This window comes from Marinobacterium sediminicola, from assembly GCF_022343685.1.
Taxonomy (GTDB): Bacteria; Pseudomonadota; Gammaproteobacteria; order Pseudomonadales; family Balneatricaceae; genus Marinobacterium; species Marinobacterium sediminicola.
In genome coordinates this window covers 1,362,899-1,383,597 of the sequence record NZ_CP092123.1, presented here as the reverse complement: position 1 = coordinate 1,383,597, position 20,699 = coordinate 1,362,899, and the positions used below count along the sequence as shown (strand labels likewise).

Genomic DNA, 20,699 nt, shown 5'->3' with positions numbered 1-20,699 from the left:
TTCTTTATATAAAATGACAAATTACATATAGAACTCGACAATACTGAACCATGAATAACAGAATTACACGGTTATCACCGCCCGAGATGAGCACACTGCCGCGCCAGGTCTATGTGCGCCAGCAGCTGATGCCCGCTCGACACCTGTTCCCGCCACATACACATGCCTGGCACCAGCTGCTCTATGCCACTTCAGGTACCCTGGTAGCGAGCCTTGAGGGCCAGCGCCTGTTTGTTCCTTCAGGAACGGCCGTATGGCTTCCGGCGGGGGTCGAACACAGTACTTTCACCGAGTTCGGTGCCGAGCTGAAAAGCCTGTATATCGAAACCGTTTACAACGCGCTCGGTTCAGAGACGCCACTGGTTCTGGAAGTGTCACCATTGATGCGTGAACTGATGCTGGCCGCTGCCGACTTTGAAGTGGAATACCCTTTAGAGGGCTATGAGCACAACCTGATCCAGTTGATGTTGCAAACACTGGGGCGACTGCCAGCGCGTGGGCATATACTGCCCTGGCCCGCAGACTCCCGATTGGCAAAACTATGTGCCCAGCTGTATGCAAACCCTGCTGAGCGCCCGGGTCTGGAGCAGATCGCAGCCAGTATGGCAATGTCGGCACGCACACTGGAGCGGCATTTTCGCCGCGAAACCGGTCTTACACTGCAGAGCTGGTATTCGCGCTTGCGACTGATGAAGGCCATAGAGATGTTGAGCACGGACATGAGCATAACCCGGATTGCACTGGAACTGGGCTACAGTGCGCCCGCACCGTTCATCCTGATGTTTCGAGAACACCTCGGGATCAGCCCTAACCGTTACCGCAGTAAAATGCGACCTGCCTGATAGCTGTTTGAGGATGAGCGTCCTGGACAGTCACACAATCGCAACCGATCAGGCGTTATGATGGTTATTTTGACGATCACTCACTCCCAACCATGACATCCGAAAAATCTTCTTCCTTCATTTCTATCCTGCTCATTTTCCTGCGTCTGGGCCTGACAAGTTTTGGAGGCCCCGTGGCCCATATCGGGTATTTTCGTGAAGAGTTCGTCAACCGACGTCAATGGCTCAGTGAGCAGAGCTACGCTGATCTGGTAGCCTTGTGCCAGTTCCTGCCCGGACCGGCCAGTAGCCAGGTCGGTCTCGCACTGGGGTTGTCTCGTGGCGGTTTCATGGGCGCTCTGGCTGCCTGGTGTGGATTCACGCTACCCTCTGCGCTGGTATTGGTGCTGGTCGCATACGGTGTCATGAGCCCAGAGTCCGGTCTTACAGACAACGTCATCCACGCTTTGAAGCTGGTGGCGGTCGCGGTGGTTGTACAAGCGGTCTGGGGCATGGCACAAGCGATGTGCCGTGGCAGAAAAGAGATCACACTGACGCTAATGTCGGCCTGCGCCCTGCTGCTGATTCCCAGCGTCTGGTTACAGCCTTTGATACTGCTGCTGTCCGGATGCGCGGGTGTACTGCTTTTTCAGACAAGGCTGCCTGATGACCAGAGTCACTTGCCTGTCACGCTTTCTCCCCGTATCGGCACCGGGCTGTTGGCAGCCTTTTTTATTTTGTTGCTGGGCTTGCCGGCATTGTCTACTTGGATGCCACTGCCGGTACTGGGCCTGTTTGACCTCTTCTATCGAGCGGGCTCCCTGGTCTTCGGTGGCGGCCATGTAGTATTGCCACTGCTGGAAGCGGAAACGGTACTGCCGGGACATGTCAGCGAAGACCTGTTTTTGGCTGGCTATGGCGCAGCCCAGGCAGTTCCAGGACCACTGTTCACCTTTGCCGCCTATTTGGGCACGGCTATGGACTCACTGCCGGGCTGGCTTGGTGGGCTGACGGCCCTGGTCGCCATTTTCATGCCGTCCTTTTTGCTGGTGGCCGGTGTCCTTCCGTTCTGGAGCCAATTGAGCCCTAACCGACCGATTCGCTCGGCGCTGACCGGTATCAACGCGGCAGTTGTCGGGCTTCTGCTGGCAGCGCTGTACGACCCAATCTGGACCAGTACCGTTCACTCGCCTGTCGACTTTGCACTGGTCCTGCTGGCGTTTGTGGCGCTGCAAGTATGGAGACTGCCGGTCTGGCTGCTGGTGCCTCTTTTTGCACTGGGCGGCCTGACGATTTGAAGCCCTTAAGGAGCCCCTTCACGAGCCTTTTGCACCATCGGCGCCATTGCAGCGAGCGCAATACCCGCCCTCGCCGATGGTAATGAGTGAAATCGATGCTGCCGTCGTTTAATCGTCGAATTTTTCGTCTTTCAGAATCAAGACTGGCAATCATGACTCAGGCCCTCCCTTATGATGCTGCTGACAGCTTAGGATGGCTTTTGTATTATGAATAACGATTAATTCGGATCATTTTGATCGCCATTTACGATGGGAAAGCACATGCGGCAACCCAACCTGAGCACAGACCTGCTGCGCACCTTCATCACCGTTGTAGATGAAGATGGTTTTATTCGTGCTGCCGAACGCCTGCACAAGACTCAATCAACCATCAGTCAGCAGATTAGGCGTCTGGAGCTGGAGTTGGGTGTTGAGCTCTTCCGCAGCCAAGGGCGCAAGCGTGTCCTGACACCGAACGGGGAAACCATGCTGGGCTATGCGCGACAGATGCTGTCCCTGCAGGAGGATGCCCTGGCTGCGATTACCGAGCAGGACGCTGAAGGAGAGCTGAGGATTGGAGTCTCGCTCTCTTTGACCGAAAGTATGCTGCCCTCTATCCTGGCACGCTTCAAGCGCCACAACCCGGGCATCCGGCTGAATGTCCAAACGGATTACAGCAACAGCGTGAGCCAGGACTATGACAATGAGCAGTATGATCTGGCGCTGATCCTGCGCCGGGACCGCAGTCAGGTCAAGGGGGAGCTGCTCGGTTATGAGCCGCTGATCTGGATTGGACCCGCCAGCTACCAATGGTCAAAAAATCATCCGCTTCCCCTGGTCCTGCTCAACGTCCCCTGCCTGTTCAGGGAAGCCACTCTGAACGCACTGGACAGCACCAGCATCAGTTGGCGTACCGTTTACTCAACCACAAGCTTCACCAGCCTGATGGCGGCGGTGCGTGCCGGACTGGGCGTTACCGTCAGAACCCAGGGAGCACTGGCCGAAGGCACCGAAAACATCGGCTCACGATTGGGGCTGCCGGAACTGTCCCCGGTGTACATCGAGCTGCGCTACCACCCCAAAACGCCGGGCTGCGAACAGCTTGCCCAGCTGATTCGTCATGAGCCGCTGCAGGCCTGTTAGGCTCAGCGGACGTCAGTTGGCACACCGCGCTCAAGCACTCGCCTGAGCACAAAGCTGGAATGGACGCCGGTCACCCCTTCAATCCGGGTGATCCTGTGCAGCAGCAGATCATGGTAGTCATCCATGTCCTTGACCAGCACGCGTAACTGATAGTCCGCATCCTGACCCGTGATGATCAGGCATTCCAGTACCTGTGGCAGTTTTTCGATTTCACGCTCGAAGTTCTCGAACCGCTCGGGGGTATGCCTGTCCATTGAGATGTGCAGCAGCGCCATCAGGTTCAACCCCATCCGCTTGGCATCCACCAAAGCACGATAGCCGGTAATCAGCCCATTCTCTTCCAGCGCCTTAACCCGGCGCAAACAGGGAGATGGCGATAAGCCGATACGGTCGGCCAGCTCCTGGTTGCTGATTCTTCCATCCTGTTGCAGCTGTTGCAGAATCGCTCGATCATAGCGATCCAGTGCCGGCGCCTTTTGATCTGAAGGCATAATATTGCTCTATTTGTCTTTTTTATGAATTTAATTGCCAAAACTACCCCATTTGATAGCAACTTAGCAATCTTCAGCCGGGGTACTTGGCCTAACATATCTCCATCGTAAAGGTTAAGGCCCGCTGGAAACGCCAGATCGCCTTACCCAGGCAATCGAAGGCGGTGGCAACCCTTACCCAGGGCTCGACTCAGCGGTCCACCCCACAACACTGGAGAGCAAGACCATGGCAAGTGCCAACTTCAACCATCGCAAGTATCAGCCGGTCGAACCCGTGACCGGTTTTACCCGTACCTGGCCCGATCGTCAGGTCACCGAGGCTCCCATCTGGGCCAGCGTCGACCTGCGTGATGGTAACCAGGCCCTGCTGGAGCCAATGAACGTGGCCCAGAAACAGCGCCTGTGGCACCTGCTGGTCAAACTCGGCATCAAGGAGATCGAAGTCGGTTTCCCCGCCGCCAGCCAACCGGATTATGACTTCACCCGCTGGTTGATCGAGGAAAACCAGATTCCGGATGATGTTCGTATCCAGGTGCTGGTACAGGCCCGTGAAGAGTTGATCGCCAAGACTTTCGAAGCCTTGAAAGGCGCCAAGCAGGCGGTGGTCCATGTCTATAACTCCACCTCACGTATTCAGCGTGAGCGGGTCTTTGGCATGAGCCGTGACGAGATCAAGCATATTGCCATTCAAGGCGCCACCTGGCTCAAGGAGTATGCAGCCAAATACCCGGAAACCGACTGGACCTTCGAATATTCACCGGAAAGCTTCACCAGCACAGAAGTCGAATATGCCGTCGAGGTGTGTGAAGCCGTAATGGATGTTTGGCAGCCGACACCGAACAAGCGCTGTATCCTCAACCTGCCGACCACGGTTGAAGTCGGTCCGGCCAGTCATTTTGCCGATCAGGTCGAGTACTTCTGCCAGCATTTGAGCCGCCGTGACAGCGCGATCATTTCGGTGCATACCCATAACGACCGTGGCGGTGCGGTAGCGTCAGCTGAACTGGCCTTGATGGCGGGTGCCGACCGCGTTGAAGGCACTTTGCTCGGTAACGGCGAACGAACCGGAAATATGGATATCGTCACTCTGGCGATCAACCTGTACAGTCAGGGCGTGGATCCGAAACTGGACCTCTCCAACCCGGACGAAATCATCCAGACCTGTACCGAGTGTACAGGCCTGCCGATCCACCCGCGCCACCCCTGGATCGGTGAACTGGTCTATACCGCATTTTCCGGCAGCCACCAGGATGCGATTCGCAAGTCATTGAAACAACAGCAGGAAGATGAGCCTTGGCAGGTCGCCTATCTGCCGATCGACCCGGCCGATCTGGGCCGTGATTATCAGGCGGTGATCCGTGTCAACAGCCAGTCAGGTAAGGGCGGTATGACCTTCCTGCTGGAGCGCGACTTCGGCATCAGTATTCCGCGCTGGATGCAGCTGGAGCTGGCACCCATCGTGCAGAAGAAAACCGAGGAACAGGGAGGCGAAGTGGACAGTCAGGTGATTCATGACCTGCTGGTCAGTACCTTCGTTCAGGACCGCGCCCCAGTCAGCCTCGAAGGCTATCGTATCGAGCGCAGCGGTGATGCCGAAACGCTTGCGGCTAACATCACCATCGAAGGCGAGCCGATGAGTATTGAAGGTGACGGCAAGGGTGCCATGGCCGCCTTCATTAACGCCTGGCAGGCACGCACCGGCCTCAGCATTCATGTGGTTGACTATGCTGAACATGCCATGGGCGAAGGGTCTGATGTCGCTGCGGCTGCCTATGTGCAGCTCAATGTAGATGGCCAGCGCGTCAGCGGCATGGCGGTAGATGCCGATACTGTCAGCGCCTCACTCAAGGCGGTGGTATCGGGTCTTAACCGCTCCGGCAAAGCGACCCTCCGGGCTCAACCTAAGGCGGCGGCCCAGGTCTGAGCCCCCAGCGGGCACTGAAGCCTTCAGTGCCCGCTATAGAGTGTTTTTCCGTCCTAAATCCCGTCTCGTTCGCGTCAGTTCAACCCATTTCTGATGAGGCGCACTTCCCACTGTCCGTTATTTGACCACACGACTTCACCAAAGCGACTGATCTGGGTTAGTCTTAAGCTTCGATGGAACACGAGTTCTGGTCTGTTGCGAATGGTCTGCATGTGGATTACTGACCACTCTCTCATTCACCGCACATGGACGTACACGTGACTTTAATTACTCGCGCCCTCAGCGTTACCCTTTTCCTGCTGTTGAGTCTGGTCCAAACAGCATGGGCCAGCCTTGCCCTCAGCCCAGAGGAGCAGTCTCTTGTTGACGCCAAACAGCCTATTCACGTGGCGGTCATGTATGACTTTGTACCCTTTTCCTACGTCGAGGATGGCACCCACAAAGGGTTTGTTGCAGACCTGCTGCAGTTAATTGAAGCCAAAACCGGGGCCAAGTTGAAAGCTCGGGTTGGTGAGTGGAGCAACAATCTGGAAAACCTGCGGCACAAGCAGGTCGATGCCATTGCTGACGTATCGTTCAAGCCCGAGCGCACCTCCTTCATTCTGTACACCACCCCCTACTTCGAAATACCTACCGTTGTTTTTACGGACAAGCAATTTGGCGATTACCAGGGGCTGGCGGACCTGTCGGGAAAGCATGTGGGGGTGCTGCGCAATATTTTCTACATCCGTGAATTGCGCAAACGCCGTGATATTCGTATCAGCGAGTATGACGATTATGAAAGCCTGACCCGTGCACTCGCGTTCGGTGAAATCGATGCCGCCATTCAAAACCTGACTTCCGGTTACCACTACGCCACCCAGAATGCCTACACCAATATCAAGATGGCAGCTGAATTTCGCCTGGATAACGTTGGCCGTGAAGACCTGCGCTTCGGTGTCAGAACCGACAAGCCGGTCATTCAGTCCCTGTTACAAAAGGGACTGGACAGCATTACCGAAGCCGAGTGGAGTCAATTGACCAATCGCTGGGTAGGCACACGTTCTAGCGAGCTCGTTGATCGGCGTCAGACCGTCGCCCTGAGCATTAAAGAGCGGGAATTTGTGCGCCAAAACCCTGTTATACGGGTTCATAACGAAGCTAATTTCGAGCCATTCAGCTTCTACGAGGATGACCAGCCGGTCGGGCACTCCGTCGACTTCATACGTATGCTGGCTCAACGTGTTGGCCTCAAAGTGGAGTTCGTCAGCGGCCATAGCTGGAACGATTATCTGGAGATGATGCGCAACGGACAGCTCGATGTCATGACCAACATCGTGCATAGCCCCGAACGAGCACAGTACATGCATTTCACCACCCCGTACCTGCGTCTCGCCCAGGGCATCTTCCGCCGCCAGGACAGTGCCCCCATAACATCGGCGCAACAGCTTCAATCACGACGGCTGGTTCTGCCCGAAGGCTTCTACACCTACGAACAGCTCTCCCGAAAAGAGGGCTTCCGTGTTGAACCTGCAAAAGACTCTCTGGAAGCGCTGATGCGCGTCAGTACAGGCACAGAAGAAGTCACCATCGAAATTATGCGTGTCGCCGAACACCTGCTGCAGAAATATGGCATTCCTGGCGTTGCCGGTTCTGCACCTCACCAGGTGATTGCCGCCGACCCTCTCTCGCTCCGTCTCGCCATTACACGCAACAAGCCCTTGTTGAAGCAAATCCTGCAAAAGGCAATGGACAGCCTGACCGAGCAGGAGAAACGACAAGTGTTGCATAAGTGGACCGGCAAGGGCGCTCAGGCCAGCAACTTCATCCATTTGACCGGTCAGGAGCTGGGCTGGATGGAGTCCCGTGCCGCCATCCGCGTCTGTTCCACACGCCAGCGGCTGCCCTATGAAGATATGATCAGCAGCAATGGCAACCACATCGGAGTATTTGCCGAACTGCTGGATATCATGCGTCATAATGCCGGGCTGAGCGTACGACTGGTCAGTGTTGCCAACTTTCGTGAGGCACTTGGCCGACTCAAGCGCGGCGAATGCGACCTGATATCCCGCACGCCTCCGGGTTTTGCGGACCCGGGCATCAGCCTGAGCCAGCCTCTTCTTGAAGGTACTCTGGTCATCGCCACAGGCCTCGATGAGGTTTATGTGCGAAATTTTTCACAGCTAGAGCCTTACATGCTTGCCGTTGTGGAAGGCAGCCATGTCCAGCTATATCTGGAGCGCCATCACGCCGAGCTGAAGCTTAAACCCTATCCAGACCTGGCAGACGCCATGAAAGCAGTCGCCGCGGGTAAGGTGTTTGGTCTGGTGGACACACTGCCAGTGATCAGCCGTGCCATCGTGACCGACCACCACAGTGATATCAAGATATCTGGCGAACTGGAAGCTGACTACCCGGCCTTACTCGCAACCCGCAGTGATGACGCACTACTCTTGCAGATCGTGAACAAAGCAATTCAGTCGATCGGAACAGAACAGTTTGAAACCGTGACCAATCGCTGGATGCAAGCCCCCATACTGGCGGAGCCGCCCGATTATCGCCTCATCACGCAAGTGGCATTGGCTACTCTGTTTGTGGTGGCCCTCATACTGATCTGGAACCGCAAGCTGGCACATCTCAATGCCCGCATTCACGAGAGTCGCAACGAACTGATGACGGCCCATGAAGAGCTCAAGATCAAGAATCGCATGCTGGAGCAGCTCTCGACCACTGACCGACTGACACGCCTTAAAAATCGCCTGTACCTTGAACGTGCCTTTGAACAACAGCTGTTGCAGGCTGAGCAGGACTCAACATACACCTTCAGCCTGCTGCTGGTGGATATCGACCATTTCAAGCGTATCAATGACGGCTTCGGCCATGATCAGGGTGATGCCGTGTTGACCGACTTTGCCGCCGTTCTCAAAGGGACCAGTCGAGAACAGGATGTGATTGCACGCTGGGGGGGCGAGGAGTTCATGTTGATTTGCCCGAACACGGACCTGCGAGCAGCGACCGAACTTGCTGAGCGGCTGCTGAAAGCGCTTCGGGGACATCATTTTGCCGAGGTCGGCCACTGCACCGCCAGTATCGGCGTTGCCACCTGGACCTCCGGTGATTCCTACAAGAGCCTGTGCCGCCGTGCCGATCAAGCTCTGTACCATGCCAAACACAGTGGCCGTGATCAGGTGAGCCAACAGGGAGCTTCAACTGTGAGCGAGGCGCAGAGATCGTCCAGCACAGCGCTGGTTTGAGTAATATTTCCGGGCAGCCTCCATCGCACCCTGTATTTACTCTGGCACGGCCTTATCTGTTACCGGGAGACGCTCGGTAACAACCTGGTTACGGCCGTTGTGCTTGGCGCGATACAGGGCATCATCCGCACGTTTCAGCAACTCACGTTCCTGATCGCCCGGCCGTATCGCAGCGACACCAAAACTGCAGGTGCGCTGCCCGATCACAGGAAACTTCACCTGCTCGATCCGATGTCGCAGATTCTCGGCCAGTCGGTGTGCACCCTCAAGATCGGTATCAGGGCAGATAATCATGAACTCTTCCCCACCCCAACGCCCCGGGCAATCGGTCAGGCGGGTATTCTCTCGCATCAGTTCTGCAAGCTGACGCAACACCTGATCTCCTACGGCATGCCCACAGGTATCGTTAACCTGTTTAAAATGATCAATATCGAGCATGATGACCGCAAAACCGGCCCCGTGGCGTTCGTATCGATGTACGCCCTGTGCCAGCAGATCCTCGATGCGTGCTCGATTTGCCAGCTGGGTCAAGTTGTCCGTTGTAGACAGAAGCTCCAGCTCCGCATTCTTGCGCTCCAGAGCATCACGGTGCTTCACCTGCTCGGTGATATCGAGCACCATGCCGATATATCGCAACTCACCTTCACTCGCGCCTTCATATCGGCGAACTGCGCACCTGAACCACCGCGGTTCATCTTCATGTGCGAGCATCCTGGCTTCACACTGCCAACTGGAGATTTGCTGCTTGATCAGTTTTCGCCAGCCATTCATCACATACTCGAGGTCATCGGGGTGTAAAAAGCCTGCCCAGCCCTCTTCCTGAAGCTGGTTAAGAGTACGACCAACCATTTCTCCGAGATATCGGTTAGCGTAAATATTCCTGCCGCCGGAATCCGCTTCAAAAATACCAATAGGTGAAAATTCAGATAGCGCACGAAAGCGCTCTTCGCTGCTTTGCAGCGCCTCTTCAGACAGTTTGCGCTCGGTCATGTCAGCAAGATTAAATACCAGACTTTCAACGCACTCGCTTTCACCCTTGATCGGGTTGGCTGTGATTCGGCAGAAACGTCGGCCCAGACCGGCAAATTCCAACCAAGCCTCCAATACAAATGAAGACCCTTGCAACGCTTCATCCAATCTCGGCAAGATCAGTTCTGAAAACAGTTTTTCATCGTAGAATGCCGACAGCGGTTGACCTTCAATTTCACTGCGTGAACGGCCATGGTAACGCTGATAGCAACTATTGACCTGAATGTGGTTCAGGTCAGGGTCGAGTAACGCCATCAGCTCTTCTGATGCATTGACGATTTCTCGATATCGAAATAATCGCCTCTCATATTCACGTTTCTCGGTCACATCTGTATTAATGGCAAAGTAGCTGGCAACACGGCCATCCGTATCACGGACAGGCGTAATGAGAGCCTCTTCAACTCGCTCCCGGCCGTCCCCCATGCGGTTAATAAACTCCCCTTCCCATGCAACCCCCCGATTCAGGCTGGACCAGAGTTTACGATATGTGGCTGAGGGAGTTTGTCCGGATGAAATGATACTGGGCTTTTGCCCCACAACCTGAGTTGCCATTAAACCGGAACGAGCCAGATAGGCCGGATTCGCATAGATGATACGACTGGACAGATCAGTGATCACAATTGGCGATGGAATTTGCTCGATTGCCTGGTGCAGGTGTGCCAGGTCATTGGCCGTTTTGCGTTCACGTCGCAGACTATCCTGCCAGCGCATGAGCAGGAGTAACGCGACAAGAATCAGCGCTCCAAAGCTCGAACAGGCAACAAACGTCCTGAACTTCCAGCCTTCCAACACATTTTCCCAGCTGATTGCGGCAATCGCCCTGATCGGCTGCTGTCCCAATTGGCGTATCGCAAAAAGGTAATTCTGACCGGGGACAAGACGTGTACCGAAAGCAGTGAAGTCATCCAATTCACGCGACAGCTGCAAGTCCTGCCAAAGTGCCAGTTCAGCCTCAACCTCGTCCGTATTGGCCACGACCATGACGCGATTTTGATTGTCCAGCAACATCAGATGCTGGTTGCCGTAATCGTCACCGCGCTCAAGTTCAGATTTGATCTCGTCACTTTCAAGTGTTGCCAGCAGAGCCCCGGCAACCTCTCCATCTGCGCCATACACGAGCTTTAGAGAACCCAATTCTCCATTGTAGATCCCCATCGCCGAGTGAACCCCACGTGCAATGGCGTCATTGACCCAAGGCGGCACTTGCTGATCCTGATCCGACAACCGGCCAACACTGGCGACCAATTGTCCCTTTGGGCTGTACAACACAAGACTGCCCAGCGTCGGGGACTTCATCATGGATCGCAACAGGAGCGGACGAAAATGGTCCTGTTCTGAGAAGAATTCGGGTTGCGACTCCAATGCCAAACTGGTTCCATGCAGTACGTTCTCGGCCGATATGAAAGCAATGTCAACCGCACTGCCGTATGCTCGCAGCTGAGTCTGAAGCCGTTCTCCCGCACTTTGCAGGGTATACTGATAATCCCGATAAAGCCCCCAGCCAAGCATCACGGTGATGATAACCAGCAACACCAGCGCTCCAATTATGACAGGGTGACCGTACCAGCGAAGGTCCAGTGAGCTTTTGTCCGATACATGCAAAGGGGAAGATGTCATCAGCGCCCCATGGCCTCCTCAGCCATTTTGACCAGTGCCGGATCAACCCCCATCTGTCTGATGGTGGATGCTTCCTGCTGACGTGCAATTTGACGCCATTTTTGCAGTTCCGAAGGCTTTGGAGCAATGACGCTTACTCCCCCTGCCTGAAGTTCAGCGCGAGCTTCTCGCTGCGCAATGTCTGCCGCAATGCGCTGATCATCAACCACTGCCTCCCAGGTATCGATCACCAGCTGCTGCAAATCAGTGGGTAATTTATGCCAGAAACGGGAATTAATAATGGGAACGTACTGCGCGAAGTATTCCATGTCTTCAAAGCAAAACCTGATCCCGTTGTTCCAGAGCGCTGCACTTCTCACAGTTTCGTGGGTGGTCAACATGCCCTTTAGATGGTCACGCTGCAGCGCATTTGGCACGTCTGGCCAAGGAACGACATCAGGAGAGGCGCCAAACGCTTCAAGCCGCGCCTGATTGGCTACGCCGCCCGGAATTCGGATCTTCAGCCCATTCAGATCCTCATGTCGACTGACCTGCCTGTCGGTAAAATACAGGTGGGCATGCCCCAAATCCAGCCAGCGGCCGGGCACTTTAACGCCCAGATAGGTTTCGACTCGCTGACTCACGATTGCACCTACCTTGCCATCACGCAGTCGATAGTTCTCCTCGGCTGTACGACCATAGAAAAGCGGCAGCATGTACAACCCCACATCTGGGACGTAACGATCAAGCTGCCACATCCCGGGCACAGCCATTTCAACCTTACCGCTACTCAGTGCAGCGATAACATCACGATCACGAAACATCTGGGCACTGTGATGAAAGCGTACTTCGATACGTCCGAGGCTGCTCTCTTCCAGCTGACGAGCAAAACGCTCGATAGCCTGTGTTTGAACATGCCCGACCGTGTTCTCCGTCGAGATTCTGAACAGGTATCTCGGGCCTTCCTGGGATGCTGCAATGGCACTGGTGGCAAGAAAAAAGAAGAGAGCAAAGGTAACCGCCATATGAAGTCTGGCACTACTGAGACCTTGCATAGCTTATGTCCATCTTTCGGAATTAAGGAGTCAGGCGATGGCAATCAGGCGCTGTTACACGCCTTCGCCATATTTCCAGTGTCATGAATTGCATGCCTGAATGCATTGATACAGTTTCACTCCGTAGCTCTAATGGCCGAGCGAGTAGCCGAATAAATCAGAACAGCATTCTAGGCTTTTATCAGCATCAGACCAACAGCACCTTTGTGGTATGCATCTATGAACATTTGACCCTGACACGCAAAGCGGATAGGTTATGCTTTGTATATACAAAATACATACTGCGTCATGCATTTGTAATTGGTTGCTTTTGCTTTACTCTATAGCCACCTTGTCCTGTCGGAGGACCGATATGAGCGGCAGAAAGAAAAGCAAAACAAAGAACAGCCAACTCGTGATTCGCATCAATGACGAAGAACGGGACCAGTTTATTGCTTTGTGCGACGAGCTGGATACAAGTGCCGCACGCGAAATCCGACACTTTATTCGCCGTTTTATGGCCGAACACCAGGCCGAGACGGCAGACAAAACATGACAAGGAGCGCCAACATGGCCAAGCTGAAAGCGAAAGAAGTCAAAAAACTGATCAAAGCTCGCAAAGCCAAAATTGCCAAGCACGAAGGCAAGCTTAAGAAACTGAATAAGCTGCTTAAAAAAGCCAAGTAAGCGATTCGTGCCATAAAAAAAGACGCCTCAAGGCGTCTTTTTTTATGGCCGGCTGCTTCTGACGCAGTCAGCGCAGGGTTACACACGGATATCGATATTGTGCCCAAGGGGGCTGGATGGATCAGGGGCAACAACAGGTGCCGCACTCGCAATCAACTGCAATGCCTGCTGACCAACAGCCTCCGTCTGGTCTTTCACCATCTGATTTATTTTCACCGCATGCTGTGTCTGAGTTTGCTGATTGCTCACGGTGGTGCTCATGGCCGCAATATCCATCACCGCCTCCTGTCAATATGTCTGCATATGGATACAGCATACACTCCCAGGTGGACAGACTCCAGCGTCACTGCGGCCATGCAGATGAACTTATTCTCGCACCAGAATAACCCTGATGGCGTCCAGTTTCAGCTCCATGGACTGCAGCGCCGCTACCATGTGCTCGGTATCATCCTTCATGGCGTCCAGTTCTTCCTGGCGGATCATCGGGTTGACCTTCGCCAAAGCCACCAAACGTTCGTACTCTGAAGCACGCTGCTGCTCAAGCTTATCCAATGCCTGCTGTCGCAGCTTGCCAAGACGCGCAGCAATAGTGTGATCAGCGACCTTCAGCTGCTGCACAATCTGCTCACGCGCAAGGCGGACCATTTTCTGGCCCGTCGCGCGACTGACAGTTTGCAGCAGCTGATTCAACGGTTCATGTCCAAGCGCAGCAGCCAAGTCACGACCCTCTGGATCGACCAGCATTCGTACGCTGCCCGCCGGCAGATAGCGTTCGAGCTGCAGGTAGCGAGGTGCAGTACAACGCAACTCGTACACCAATTCCAGCAGCAGAGTACCCGCCTGCAGCGGTGGAAGCTTCAGGGTACAAACAGTACAGTTTCCGAGTTCACCGTTACTGATCAGCTCCATGGTACCGGTCAGCAGAGGATGCTCCCAGCTCATGAACTGGATATCCTCGCGGGATAGCGCACGCTCACGGTTGAAGGTCAGTGTCACCCCCTCTTCCGGCAACCCCGGAAGATGACACAGCATATGATCCCCCGGGTGCAACACCAGACCATCCGGTCCGTGAGGCTGGATATCGACACCAAAACGGTCGAACAGTTTTTCGGCAAACACCTGAAGGTCCGCGCTGCTTTCAGCACTAGCAACCTCGTCCAACAACTCTCCCGCACGCTGCGGATGACAACTGCTGATCTCCAGCAGACGATCACGGCCACGGGACAGATCAAGCTCCAGGTTTTCTCTGGCCTGGCGTGTCTCGGTGATCAATGCCTCAAGCTGCTCGTCATTCTCCGGTTCACGCAGGCACTCAAGCAGTTTGGGGGCGAAACGGCGGTAAAGCGCATCGCCGACGGCGCAGACGCGGCCGAACGCATCCAGTCCTTCGTCATACCAGCGCAACAGCACTTCGGCAGTGCCGCCTTCGTAGACCGGTACATGGATCTGGATATCGTTGCGCTGACCGATACGATCCAGACGACCGATCCGCTGTTCCAGCAGATCCGGGGTCAGAGGCAGATCGAACAGCACCAGATGGTGGGCAAACTGGAAATTACGCCCTTCACTGCCGATTTCGGAACACACCAGCACCTGAGCACCCAGTTCTTCCTCGGCAAAATAGGCCGCAGCCCGGTCACGGTTCACCAGGCTCATGCCCTCGTGGAACACAGCCGAGCGGATACCTTCACGCAGATTGAGCTGGTCTTCCAGTGCCACTGCAGTCTCGGCGTGAGCACAGATCACCAGAACCTTCTCGTTACGGTTTTGCTTCAGCCAGTTCACCAGCCACTCGACACGGGTATCCACCTCGATCCAGTCGGCACCGATGATCTTTTCAGGGTGCAGCCAGGCTTCAGGTGCCACTTCCTCGTCAAACAGCGCCAGTTCCGGCGGCATGTCCAGCGTCTGCTTTTGCAGCTGACGCCGCGGGAAGCCGGTTACGGTTTCGCGGGTGTTGCGGAACAAAACGCGTCCGGTACCCTGGCGGTCGATCAACTGACGAATCAGTTCATCAAGTGCTGCCGGTTGCGCTGCTGCGTCCAGTTTCAGCCAGCGAGCCAGAACATCATCACCCAGACGCTCAGCCAGCGCCGACTGCAGGCTGGTATCACTTCGCAGCACACCAGCCCCCTGCTCACCCAGCAAGGGTTCAATCAGACTATTGAGCTGGAAATAGGCGTGCTCCTCATCCAGGAACTGCTGCAGATCCGGATAGCGGGCAGGATCCAATAGGCGCAAACGGGCAAAATGCCCCTCAGGGCCCAGCTGCTCAGGTGTCGCAGTCAACAGCAGTACCCCGGGCGTCTTCTGCGCCAGCGCCTCGATGCACAGGTAGGCATGGCTTGGTGCCTCCTGACTCCAGCCCAGATGGTGAGCCTCATCCACCACCAAAATGTCCCAGCCGGCAGCTTCTGCCTGAACCTGACGAGCTTCGGAACGGGTCAGCAGCGACAGTGGACAGATTACCAACTGGCTGCTTTCAAAAGGATTGTCCTGACCGCTGGCCTCGATTTCGGCGCAACGAGCCTCATCCAGCAGGGTAAACATCAGGTTGAAACGGCGCAGCATCTCGACCAGCCACTGGTGCACCAGCGTATCCGGCACCACAATCAGCACGCGACGAGCACGACCGCTAATCAAACGCTGGTGCAGCACCAAACCGGCCTCAATGGTCTTACCCAGCCCCACTTCATCAGCCAACAGGGCACGAGGTGCCATGCGGCTACTGAGTTCACCGGCAATATAGAACTGGTGTGGCAGCAATTGCACACGCGCACCCAGCAGACCATAAGCCGCGGAAGCACGCAAACGATGTTGATGCTCGAGGGCAGCCACTCGCAACTTGAACAGGCCGTTGCGATCCAGCTGTCCGGCAAAGAGCCGCTCCTGGGGACGACTGAAGTGCACTGCACTGTCCAACTCGATTTCAGGCAGAATAACCTCAGCGCCCTCGGTATCCAGACAGCTGTAGATAAAGCACTGGTTGTGTTCGAAGCGTTCTACCACTTCCATTTCGTCACCGAGCAGGTTACAGATCCTGTCCCCCGGCTCGTAGGCCACCCGGCTCAGCGGTGCGTTATCGGCGGCATAGGTGCGTGTTTCTTCCGCCGCTGGAAAGCGGATCTCAACACGACGGTTTGCATATTCAACGACGATACCGAGCCCGAGCTCGGCTTCGCTGTTACTGATCCAACGTTGTCCGGGTACGAATGGCGCTTGTGACAAAATGTGACTCCCCTCAATTCAGGGCGGCAATTTTAGGCGCTCCGCCCTCAAGACTCAAAGCCTTAGCGACCTCTTATGCAGATTCAGCTCGAATTCCTGCGATTCGCCGCTTAAGTTCCGGCAAGAGTTCCTCTTCAAACCAGGGATTGCGACGTAGCCAGAGGTTGTTGCGTGGACTGGGATGCGGCAGCGGAATGCAGCCTGGCAGGTAAGCTCGCCAGTGCCGCACTCTTTCCGTCAGTGTGATGCCTTTACCCAGATGCCAATCCTGAGCATAACGCCCTATCAGAAGGGTCAGTTCGATGTCGGGCAACTGACTCAGCAGCTGCTGCCGCCAGGCGGTTGCACACTCAGGGCGTGGCGGGTTATCGCCGGACTGCCCCCGCCCCGGATAACAGAATCCCATGGGCAAAATTGCCACGTTGGTCGGATCATAGAACTCGTCCCGACTCATGCCCAGCCAGTCACGCAGACGATCGCCGCTGGGATCGTTGAACGGAATGCCGGTTTGATGCACCTTCAAGCCCGGCGCCTGACCGACAATCAGCAGCCGAGCAGACACCGCTGCCTGAACCACGGGTCTCGGCCCAAGCGGCAGTTCTTTCGCGCAGAGGCGACAGGCTCGAACTTCTGCCAATAGCTGCTGCAGAACGCTCAAAGCGCACCCTCCTGCTGCAACACCTCATGGATTCCTTCTGCCAGTGCACGGTAACCGGCAGGATTCAGGTGCACCGCATCAGACTTCATCCCCGGTTGGTGCAGCAGATCCGATAACAGGCTTTCAATAAAGACCAGATCATGTTGCTCTGCCAGCCGTGCATATACCGGTGAAGCGTCCGAAAACAGTTTTCTCTCAGGCACACCTACCAGCACCACCTGCACACCCGCGGCCTTGGCCAGCTCAATCATGGCATTCAGGTTTTGCTCCAGCACTGCAGCCGGGTGACTGCGCAAGATATCGTTACCGCCATGCAGCAGAATCATCAGATCCGGTTGAGCTTGTCTCAGCGTCTCCGGCAGTCGCTCCAGTCCGCGCGCCGAAACCTCACCGGATACGCCGGCGGAGATGACCTGACGGTTACTGAGCCGGGCCAGCACGGCCGGGTAGCTGTCCGGCTCTGCCGCGCCAACCCCTGCTGTCAGACTGTCACCGAACGCGAGAATGATGGCTCCCTCCGTGAGCGGTTCCAACCGATGATCACTGCAGCCATGCACAAGCACGGACAGCATCAGCAGAACTGTCTGGATAAGTCGCTTCACCATCACACCCTCTACTTACCAGAAATCAGCCAGAAACGCGGCGATTGTCAGGCCGAAGATCAATATGCCGGTCGACTTGAACAACACCGGCAGCCACAGCACCCAAGTCGGCGTTATACTGCGCTGCAAGCGATAGGTCGCCGGATCAGGCCGGTGCTCAATACCGGTCAATGCCTGCAAGTGGGCAAGGAGCAATTCGGCTTCCTGCTGACCCTGAATACCATCCCCAAGACGTATCCGCTGACCATCCTTCATATACGCATCGATGGCATACTCAAGCTCGGATTCAACTCCCTGTCCCATGCGGCCCACAATGCGCTCTGCCATTCCCTCGACATCAGCGACAGCAATAGAGCGCTGATGATTGAACCCCAGAAACCGTCGAGTGGTCACCAGCACCTGCGGGCCGGCATCGAGCTGTAGCTGATTACAGCGCATATAAAGGCCGCCCAGCAAAAGTGCGGGGCTGAACAGGCCAAAGCCCAGCAGGATCATGCCTTGTACCATCAATGCAAAGTAGCTGATGCGCGGTGAATGCAACTCGTCCCAGACGTTATACGCCATAAAGGCAGCAACGCCACTGAACACCAGACCGGTCAGCATCAGTACCCATGCGGCCTTGCCGCTGCGACCTGCCGGGAAGGTAATGCTCTGGCCATCATTGCCCACGTTATCCTGTTGCCATGAACGCACAGGACTCTGTGCAGCCTCCGTGGCCTGTTGTCGCTCCCGCTCAGTGAAGCGGTAATCAGACGTTTTCTTGCTCGCCTGACGACTGACCGGAACCGGGAAGGTCGCGTCAAACCCGCTTCCGGCACTTCCACGCGAATGGCCCACCAATGCTTACGTTTACCCTGTTCAAAACTGCTGGCAGGCTGCTGTTCGGACAACGGTGCGCAGAATTCAATACGCGTGCCCTTGATCGAGCGCATCTGCCTGATGACGGCAGGTGTCTGCCACAACAACTCATCGCGCACACTGGCATTCTTGCCTTTGGTCACGACCCTGCGCATGCAGTTGAGGGTAACGTTAATATCGGCATCTGGCGGCAAACTCAATGGAACGATCAGGCGCCCTCCCAGTTCACCGTCCGGTGCAGCCGGCAGCGGATCCAGCGTCATCACCAGAGCACGCTGCCGTTGCCAACGCACGAACTCTCTCCATGTACCCGGCAGTCCCAATAGCCCAACCAGCAACATGAAAGGCAGCACCAGCAAAGGATCAAAACGGGTGAAATCAGACGCCATGAAACGATAGAGTGCCGACTCGACCGCCCCCCATTGGCTCAAATTGATTGCCGCCATCACCAGCAGAAAAATCGATGTTGCCAGGACAGCGGTATAAAAGCGTGCATTGATATTTTCAGGGCGACTCTGCCCCTTTTGCCAATCCTTGTTGACCGGCCAGCCGGGCTCCATCATCAAGATTTTTTCCTTTTGTATTCAACGCTCAAAGCTGGATACCTGACACAAAAAACCGCTGACTGGCAGCGGTTCAAGTGTTGTTCGATCAGCCGCCCGAGGCCAGCAGCCCATCCTTGCGGAACATGGACTTGATCCCCCGCACCGCCTGACGAATGCGGTCCTTGTTCTCAATCAGGGCAAAACGCACATAGTCATCGCCATAATCACCAAAGCCAATGCCCGGCGACACACAGACCTTGGCGTCAGCCAGTAACTTCTTGGAAAACTCCAAGGACCCCATGTCGCGATACTCATCGGGAATTTTCGCCCAGACGTACATGGATGCCTTGGGCATATCCACCATCCAGCCTGCCTCGTGCAGCCCTTTCACCAGCACGTTGCGGCGCTGGCGGTATTGCTCGGCAATATCGCGCACACACTGCTGATCACCTTCCAGTGCAGCGATTGCCGCCACCTGCAACGGCGTAAAGGTGCCATAGTCGTGATAGCTTTTGATCCGCGCCAGCGCATGAACCAGTTCAGGATTGCCGACCATGAAACCGATTCGCCAACCCGCCATGTTGTAGCTCTTGGACAGGGTGAAAAACTCCACCGCCACATCCTTGGCACCCGGCACCTGCATGATCGACGGAGCCTTCCAGCCGTCATACACGATATCGGCATAGGCGAGGTCGTGTACCACGATAATGTCATACTGCTTGGCCAGAGAGACCACACGCTCGAAGAAATCCAGTTCAACGCACTGAGCGGTCGGGTTGGACGGAAAACCGATGATGATCATCTTCGGCTTGGGAATGGACTCACGGATCGCGCGCTCCAGCTCAACGAAGAAATCCACACCGGGGATCAGCGGCACTGAACGCACCTGAGCGCCGGCAATCACGGCCCCGTATATATGGATCGGATAGCTGGGATTAGGGACAAGTACCGTATCGCCATGGTCCAGGGTCGCCAGCATCAGATGCGCCAGGCCTTCCTTGGAACCGATGGTCACAATCGCCTCGGTTTCGGGGTCAATCTCAACGTCATATCGGTCTTCGTACCAGCGTGAAATGGCACGACGCAACCGAGGAATACCACGGGAGGTCGAGTAGCCATGCGTATCTTCACGCTGTGCAACCGCACAGAGCTTATCGACGATATGCGGCGGGGTGGCGCCATCCGGATTTCCCATGCTGAAGTCGATGATATCTTCACCGCGACGGCGCGCGGCCATCTTCAGCTCGGCGGTAATATTGAAAACGTAGGGTGGCAGGCGATCAATACGGGAAAAATGGCGTACGGGACGCACACCGGTCTTGTCTGTCATGTAAACCTCGAAAAACGTCAGCGCCCGGAACCGTCCGAGCGACGCCGACCATGTCATCATGGCCGTGTATCGAGACTAAACCCAATTCTGAACTTTCGCCAGCCTTGGCCTGTACCTTTTTTGCACGTGCCTATACTGAGGGACTGAGCATCAACAAAATACTTGCCCCGGAGCGTTGACCGCATCGGTATATTACATGAATATCATCTAATATTAATCTCATGGACCTGTCCCAAGGAGCGG

16 protein-coding genes are annotated in these 20,699 nt (G+C 55.5%); 6 read left to right on the top strand and 10 right to left on the bottom strand.

Annotation, left to right across the window (positions count from 1 at the left end; translation table 11 throughout):
• Nucleotides 1-86 precede the first annotated feature (86 nt).
• The 3 genes from LN244_RS06345 to LN244_RS06335 all read left to right on the top strand — a co-directional run bounded on the left by LN244_RS06345 (nucleotide 87) and on the right by LN244_RS06335 (nucleotide 3,241).
• On the top strand, nucleotides 87-842 hold the full coding sequence (locus tag LN244_RS06345; protein ID WP_239042006.1) for an AraC family transcriptional regulator: 756 nt from the start codon (nucleotides 87-89) through the stop codon (nucleotides 840-842).
• A gap of 92 nt (nucleotides 843-934) precedes the next feature.
• On the top strand, nucleotides 935-2,119 hold the full coding sequence (gene chrA / locus LN244_RS06340) for a chromate efflux transporter (protein ID WP_239042005.1): 1,185 nt from the start codon (nucleotides 935-937) through the stop codon (nucleotides 2,117-2,119).
• A gap of 261 nt (nucleotides 2,120-2,380) precedes the next feature.
• Complete coding sequence (locus LN244_RS06335; RefSeq protein ID WP_239042004.1) at nucleotides 2,381-3,241, top strand: LysR substrate-binding domain-containing protein; 861 nt, start codon at nucleotides 2,381-2,383, stop codon at nucleotides 3,239-3,241.
• A gap of 2 nt (nucleotides 3,242-3,243) precedes the next feature.
• On the opposite strand, the gene LN244_RS06330 is transcribed toward LN244_RS06335, so the two are convergent.
• Nucleotides 3,244-3,732: an Lrp/AsnC family transcriptional regulator gene (locus tag LN244_RS06330; protein WP_239042003.1), complete on the bottom strand. Its 489-nt coding sequence runs from the start codon at nucleotides 3,730-3,732 to the stop codon at nucleotides 3,244-3,246.
• Between the two features lie 226 nt (nucleotides 3,733-3,958).
• Between LN244_RS06330 and leuA the strand changes: the two genes are divergently transcribed.
• Nucleotides 3,959-5,656 carry a 2-isopropylmalate synthase gene (gene leuA / locus LN244_RS06325; RefSeq protein WP_239042002.1) on the top strand — a complete coding sequence of 566 codons (1,698 nt, stop codon included), beginning with the start codon at nucleotides 3,959-3,961 and terminating at the stop codon, nucleotides 5,654-5,656.
• A gap of 257 nt (nucleotides 5,657-5,913) precedes the next feature.
• Complete coding sequence (locus tag LN244_RS06320) at nucleotides 5,914-8,889, top strand: transporter substrate-binding domain-containing diguanylate cyclase (protein WP_239042001.1); 2,976 nt, start codon at nucleotides 5,914-5,916, stop codon at nucleotides 8,887-8,889.
• A gap of 36 nt (nucleotides 8,890-8,925) precedes the next feature.
• Here LN244_RS06320 and LN244_RS06315 read toward each other — a convergent pair whose 3' ends face one another.
• Both LN244_RS06315 and dctP read right to left on the bottom strand, forming a co-directional pair.
• The gene (locus LN244_RS06315) at nucleotides 8,926-11,535 is read right to left on the bottom strand and encodes a sensor domain-containing diguanylate cyclase (RefSeq protein ID WP_239042000.1); all 2,610 of its coding nucleotides are present in this window, start codon (nucleotides 11,533-11,535) and stop codon (nucleotides 8,926-8,928) included.
• The gene (gene dctP / locus LN244_RS06310) at nucleotides 11,535-12,569 is read right to left on the bottom strand and encodes a TRAP transporter substrate-binding protein DctP (protein ID WP_239041999.1); all 1,035 of its coding nucleotides are present in this window, start codon (nucleotides 12,567-12,569) and stop codon (nucleotides 11,535-11,537) included. The genes LN244_RS06315 and dctP overlap by 1 nt, the downstream gene beginning before the upstream one ends.
• A 352-nt stretch (nucleotides 12,570-12,921) precedes the next feature.
• On the opposite strand from dctP, the gene LN244_RS06305 reads away from it, so the two are divergent.
• Complete coding sequence (locus LN244_RS06305) at nucleotides 12,922-13,104, top strand: hypothetical protein (RefSeq protein WP_239041998.1); 183 nt, start codon at nucleotides 12,922-12,924, stop codon at nucleotides 13,102-13,104.
• A gap of 209 nt (nucleotides 13,105-13,313) precedes the next feature.
• Here the strand turns inward: LN244_RS06305 and LN244_RS06300 are convergent, their stop codons facing one another.
• From LN244_RS06300 to alaC, 7 genes are all read right to left on the bottom strand, one after another.
• Nucleotides 13,314-13,511, bottom strand: a complete 198-nt coding sequence (locus tag LN244_RS06300) for a putative motility protein (protein WP_239041997.1) — start codon at nucleotides 13,509-13,511, stop codon at nucleotides 13,314-13,316.
• 90 nt (nucleotides 13,512-13,601) lie between these two features.
• Nucleotides 13,602-16,463 carry an RNA polymerase-associated protein RapA gene (gene rapA / locus LN244_RS06295; protein ID WP_239041996.1) on the bottom strand — a complete coding sequence of 954 codons (2,862 nt, stop codon included), beginning with the start codon at nucleotides 16,461-16,463 and terminating at the stop codon, nucleotides 13,602-13,604.
• 73 nt (nucleotides 16,464-16,536) lie between these two features.
• Nucleotides 16,537-17,121, bottom strand: a complete 585-nt coding sequence (locus tag LN244_RS06290) for a uracil-DNA glycosylase family protein (RefSeq protein ID WP_239041995.1) — start codon at nucleotides 17,119-17,121, stop codon at nucleotides 16,537-16,539.
• The gene (locus tag LN244_RS06285) at nucleotides 17,118-17,726 is read right to left on the bottom strand and encodes an arylesterase (RefSeq protein WP_239041994.1); all 609 of its coding nucleotides are present in this window, start codon (nucleotides 17,724-17,726) and stop codon (nucleotides 17,118-17,120) included. The genes LN244_RS06290 and LN244_RS06285 overlap by 4 nt, the downstream gene beginning before the upstream one ends.
• A gap of 12 nt (nucleotides 17,727-17,738) precedes the next feature.
• A complete protein-coding gene (locus LN244_RS06280) occupies nucleotides 17,739-18,392 on the bottom strand; it encodes a hypothetical protein (RefSeq protein WP_239041993.1) in 654 nt (217 codons plus the stop codon).
• Complete coding sequence (locus LN244_RS06275) at nucleotides 18,326-19,147, bottom strand: hypothetical protein (protein WP_239041992.1); 822 nt, start codon at nucleotides 19,145-19,147, stop codon at nucleotides 18,326-18,328. Before LN244_RS06275 ends, LN244_RS06280 begins: the two co-directional genes overlap by 67 nt.
• An 85-nt stretch (nucleotides 19,148-19,232) precedes the next feature.
• Nucleotides 19,233-20,456, bottom strand: a complete 1,224-nt coding sequence (gene alaC / locus LN244_RS06270; protein WP_239041991.1) for an alanine transaminase — start codon at nucleotides 20,454-20,456, stop codon at nucleotides 19,233-19,235.
• Between the last annotated feature and the right edge of the window lie 243 nt (nucleotides 20,457-20,699).

What these genes read in the sequence shown, in the direction of transcription:
- LN244_RS06345 (WP_239042006.1), top strand. Translation starts at nt 87, where the DNA reads ATGAGCACACTGCCGCGCCAGGTCTATGTGCGCCAGCAGCTGATGCCC.
- alaC (WP_239041991.1), bottom strand. Translation starts at nt 20,456, where the DNA reads ATGACAGACAAGACCGGTGTGCGTCCCGTACGCCATTTTTCCCGTATT.
- chrA (WP_239042005.1), top strand. Translation starts at nt 935, where the DNA reads ATGACATCCGAAAAATCTTCTTCCTTCATTTCTATCCTGCTCATTTTC.
- LN244_RS06300 (WP_239041997.1), bottom strand. Translation starts at nt 13,511, where the DNA reads ATGGATATTGCGGCCATGAGCACCACCGTGAGCAATCAGCAAACTCAG.
- LN244_RS06305 (WP_239041998.1), top strand. Translation starts at nt 12,922, where the DNA reads ATGAGCGGCAGAAAGAAAAGCAAAACAAAGAACAGCCAACTCGTGATT.
- LN244_RS06335 (WP_239042004.1), top strand. Translation starts at nt 2,381, where the DNA reads ATGCGGCAACCCAACCTGAGCACAGACCTGCTGCGCACCTTCATCACC.
- LN244_RS06330 (WP_239042003.1), bottom strand. Translation starts at nt 3,732, where the DNA reads ATGCCTTCAGATCAAAAGGCGCCGGCACTGGATCGCTATGATCGAGCG.
- dctP (WP_239041999.1), bottom strand. Translation starts at nt 12,569, where the DNA reads ATGCAAGGTCTCAGTAGTGCCAGACTTCATATGGCGGTTACCTTTGCT.
- LN244_RS06285 (WP_239041994.1), bottom strand. Translation starts at nt 17,726, where the DNA reads ATGGTGAAGCGACTTATCCAGACAGTTCTGCTGATGCTGTCCGTGCTT.
- leuA (WP_239042002.1), top strand. Translation starts at nt 3,959, where the DNA reads ATGGCAAGTGCCAACTTCAACCATCGCAAGTATCAGCCGGTCGAACCC.
- LN244_RS06315 (WP_239042000.1), bottom strand. Translation starts at nt 11,535, where the DNA reads ATGACATCTTCCCCTTTGCATGTATCGGACAAAAGCTCACTGGACCTT.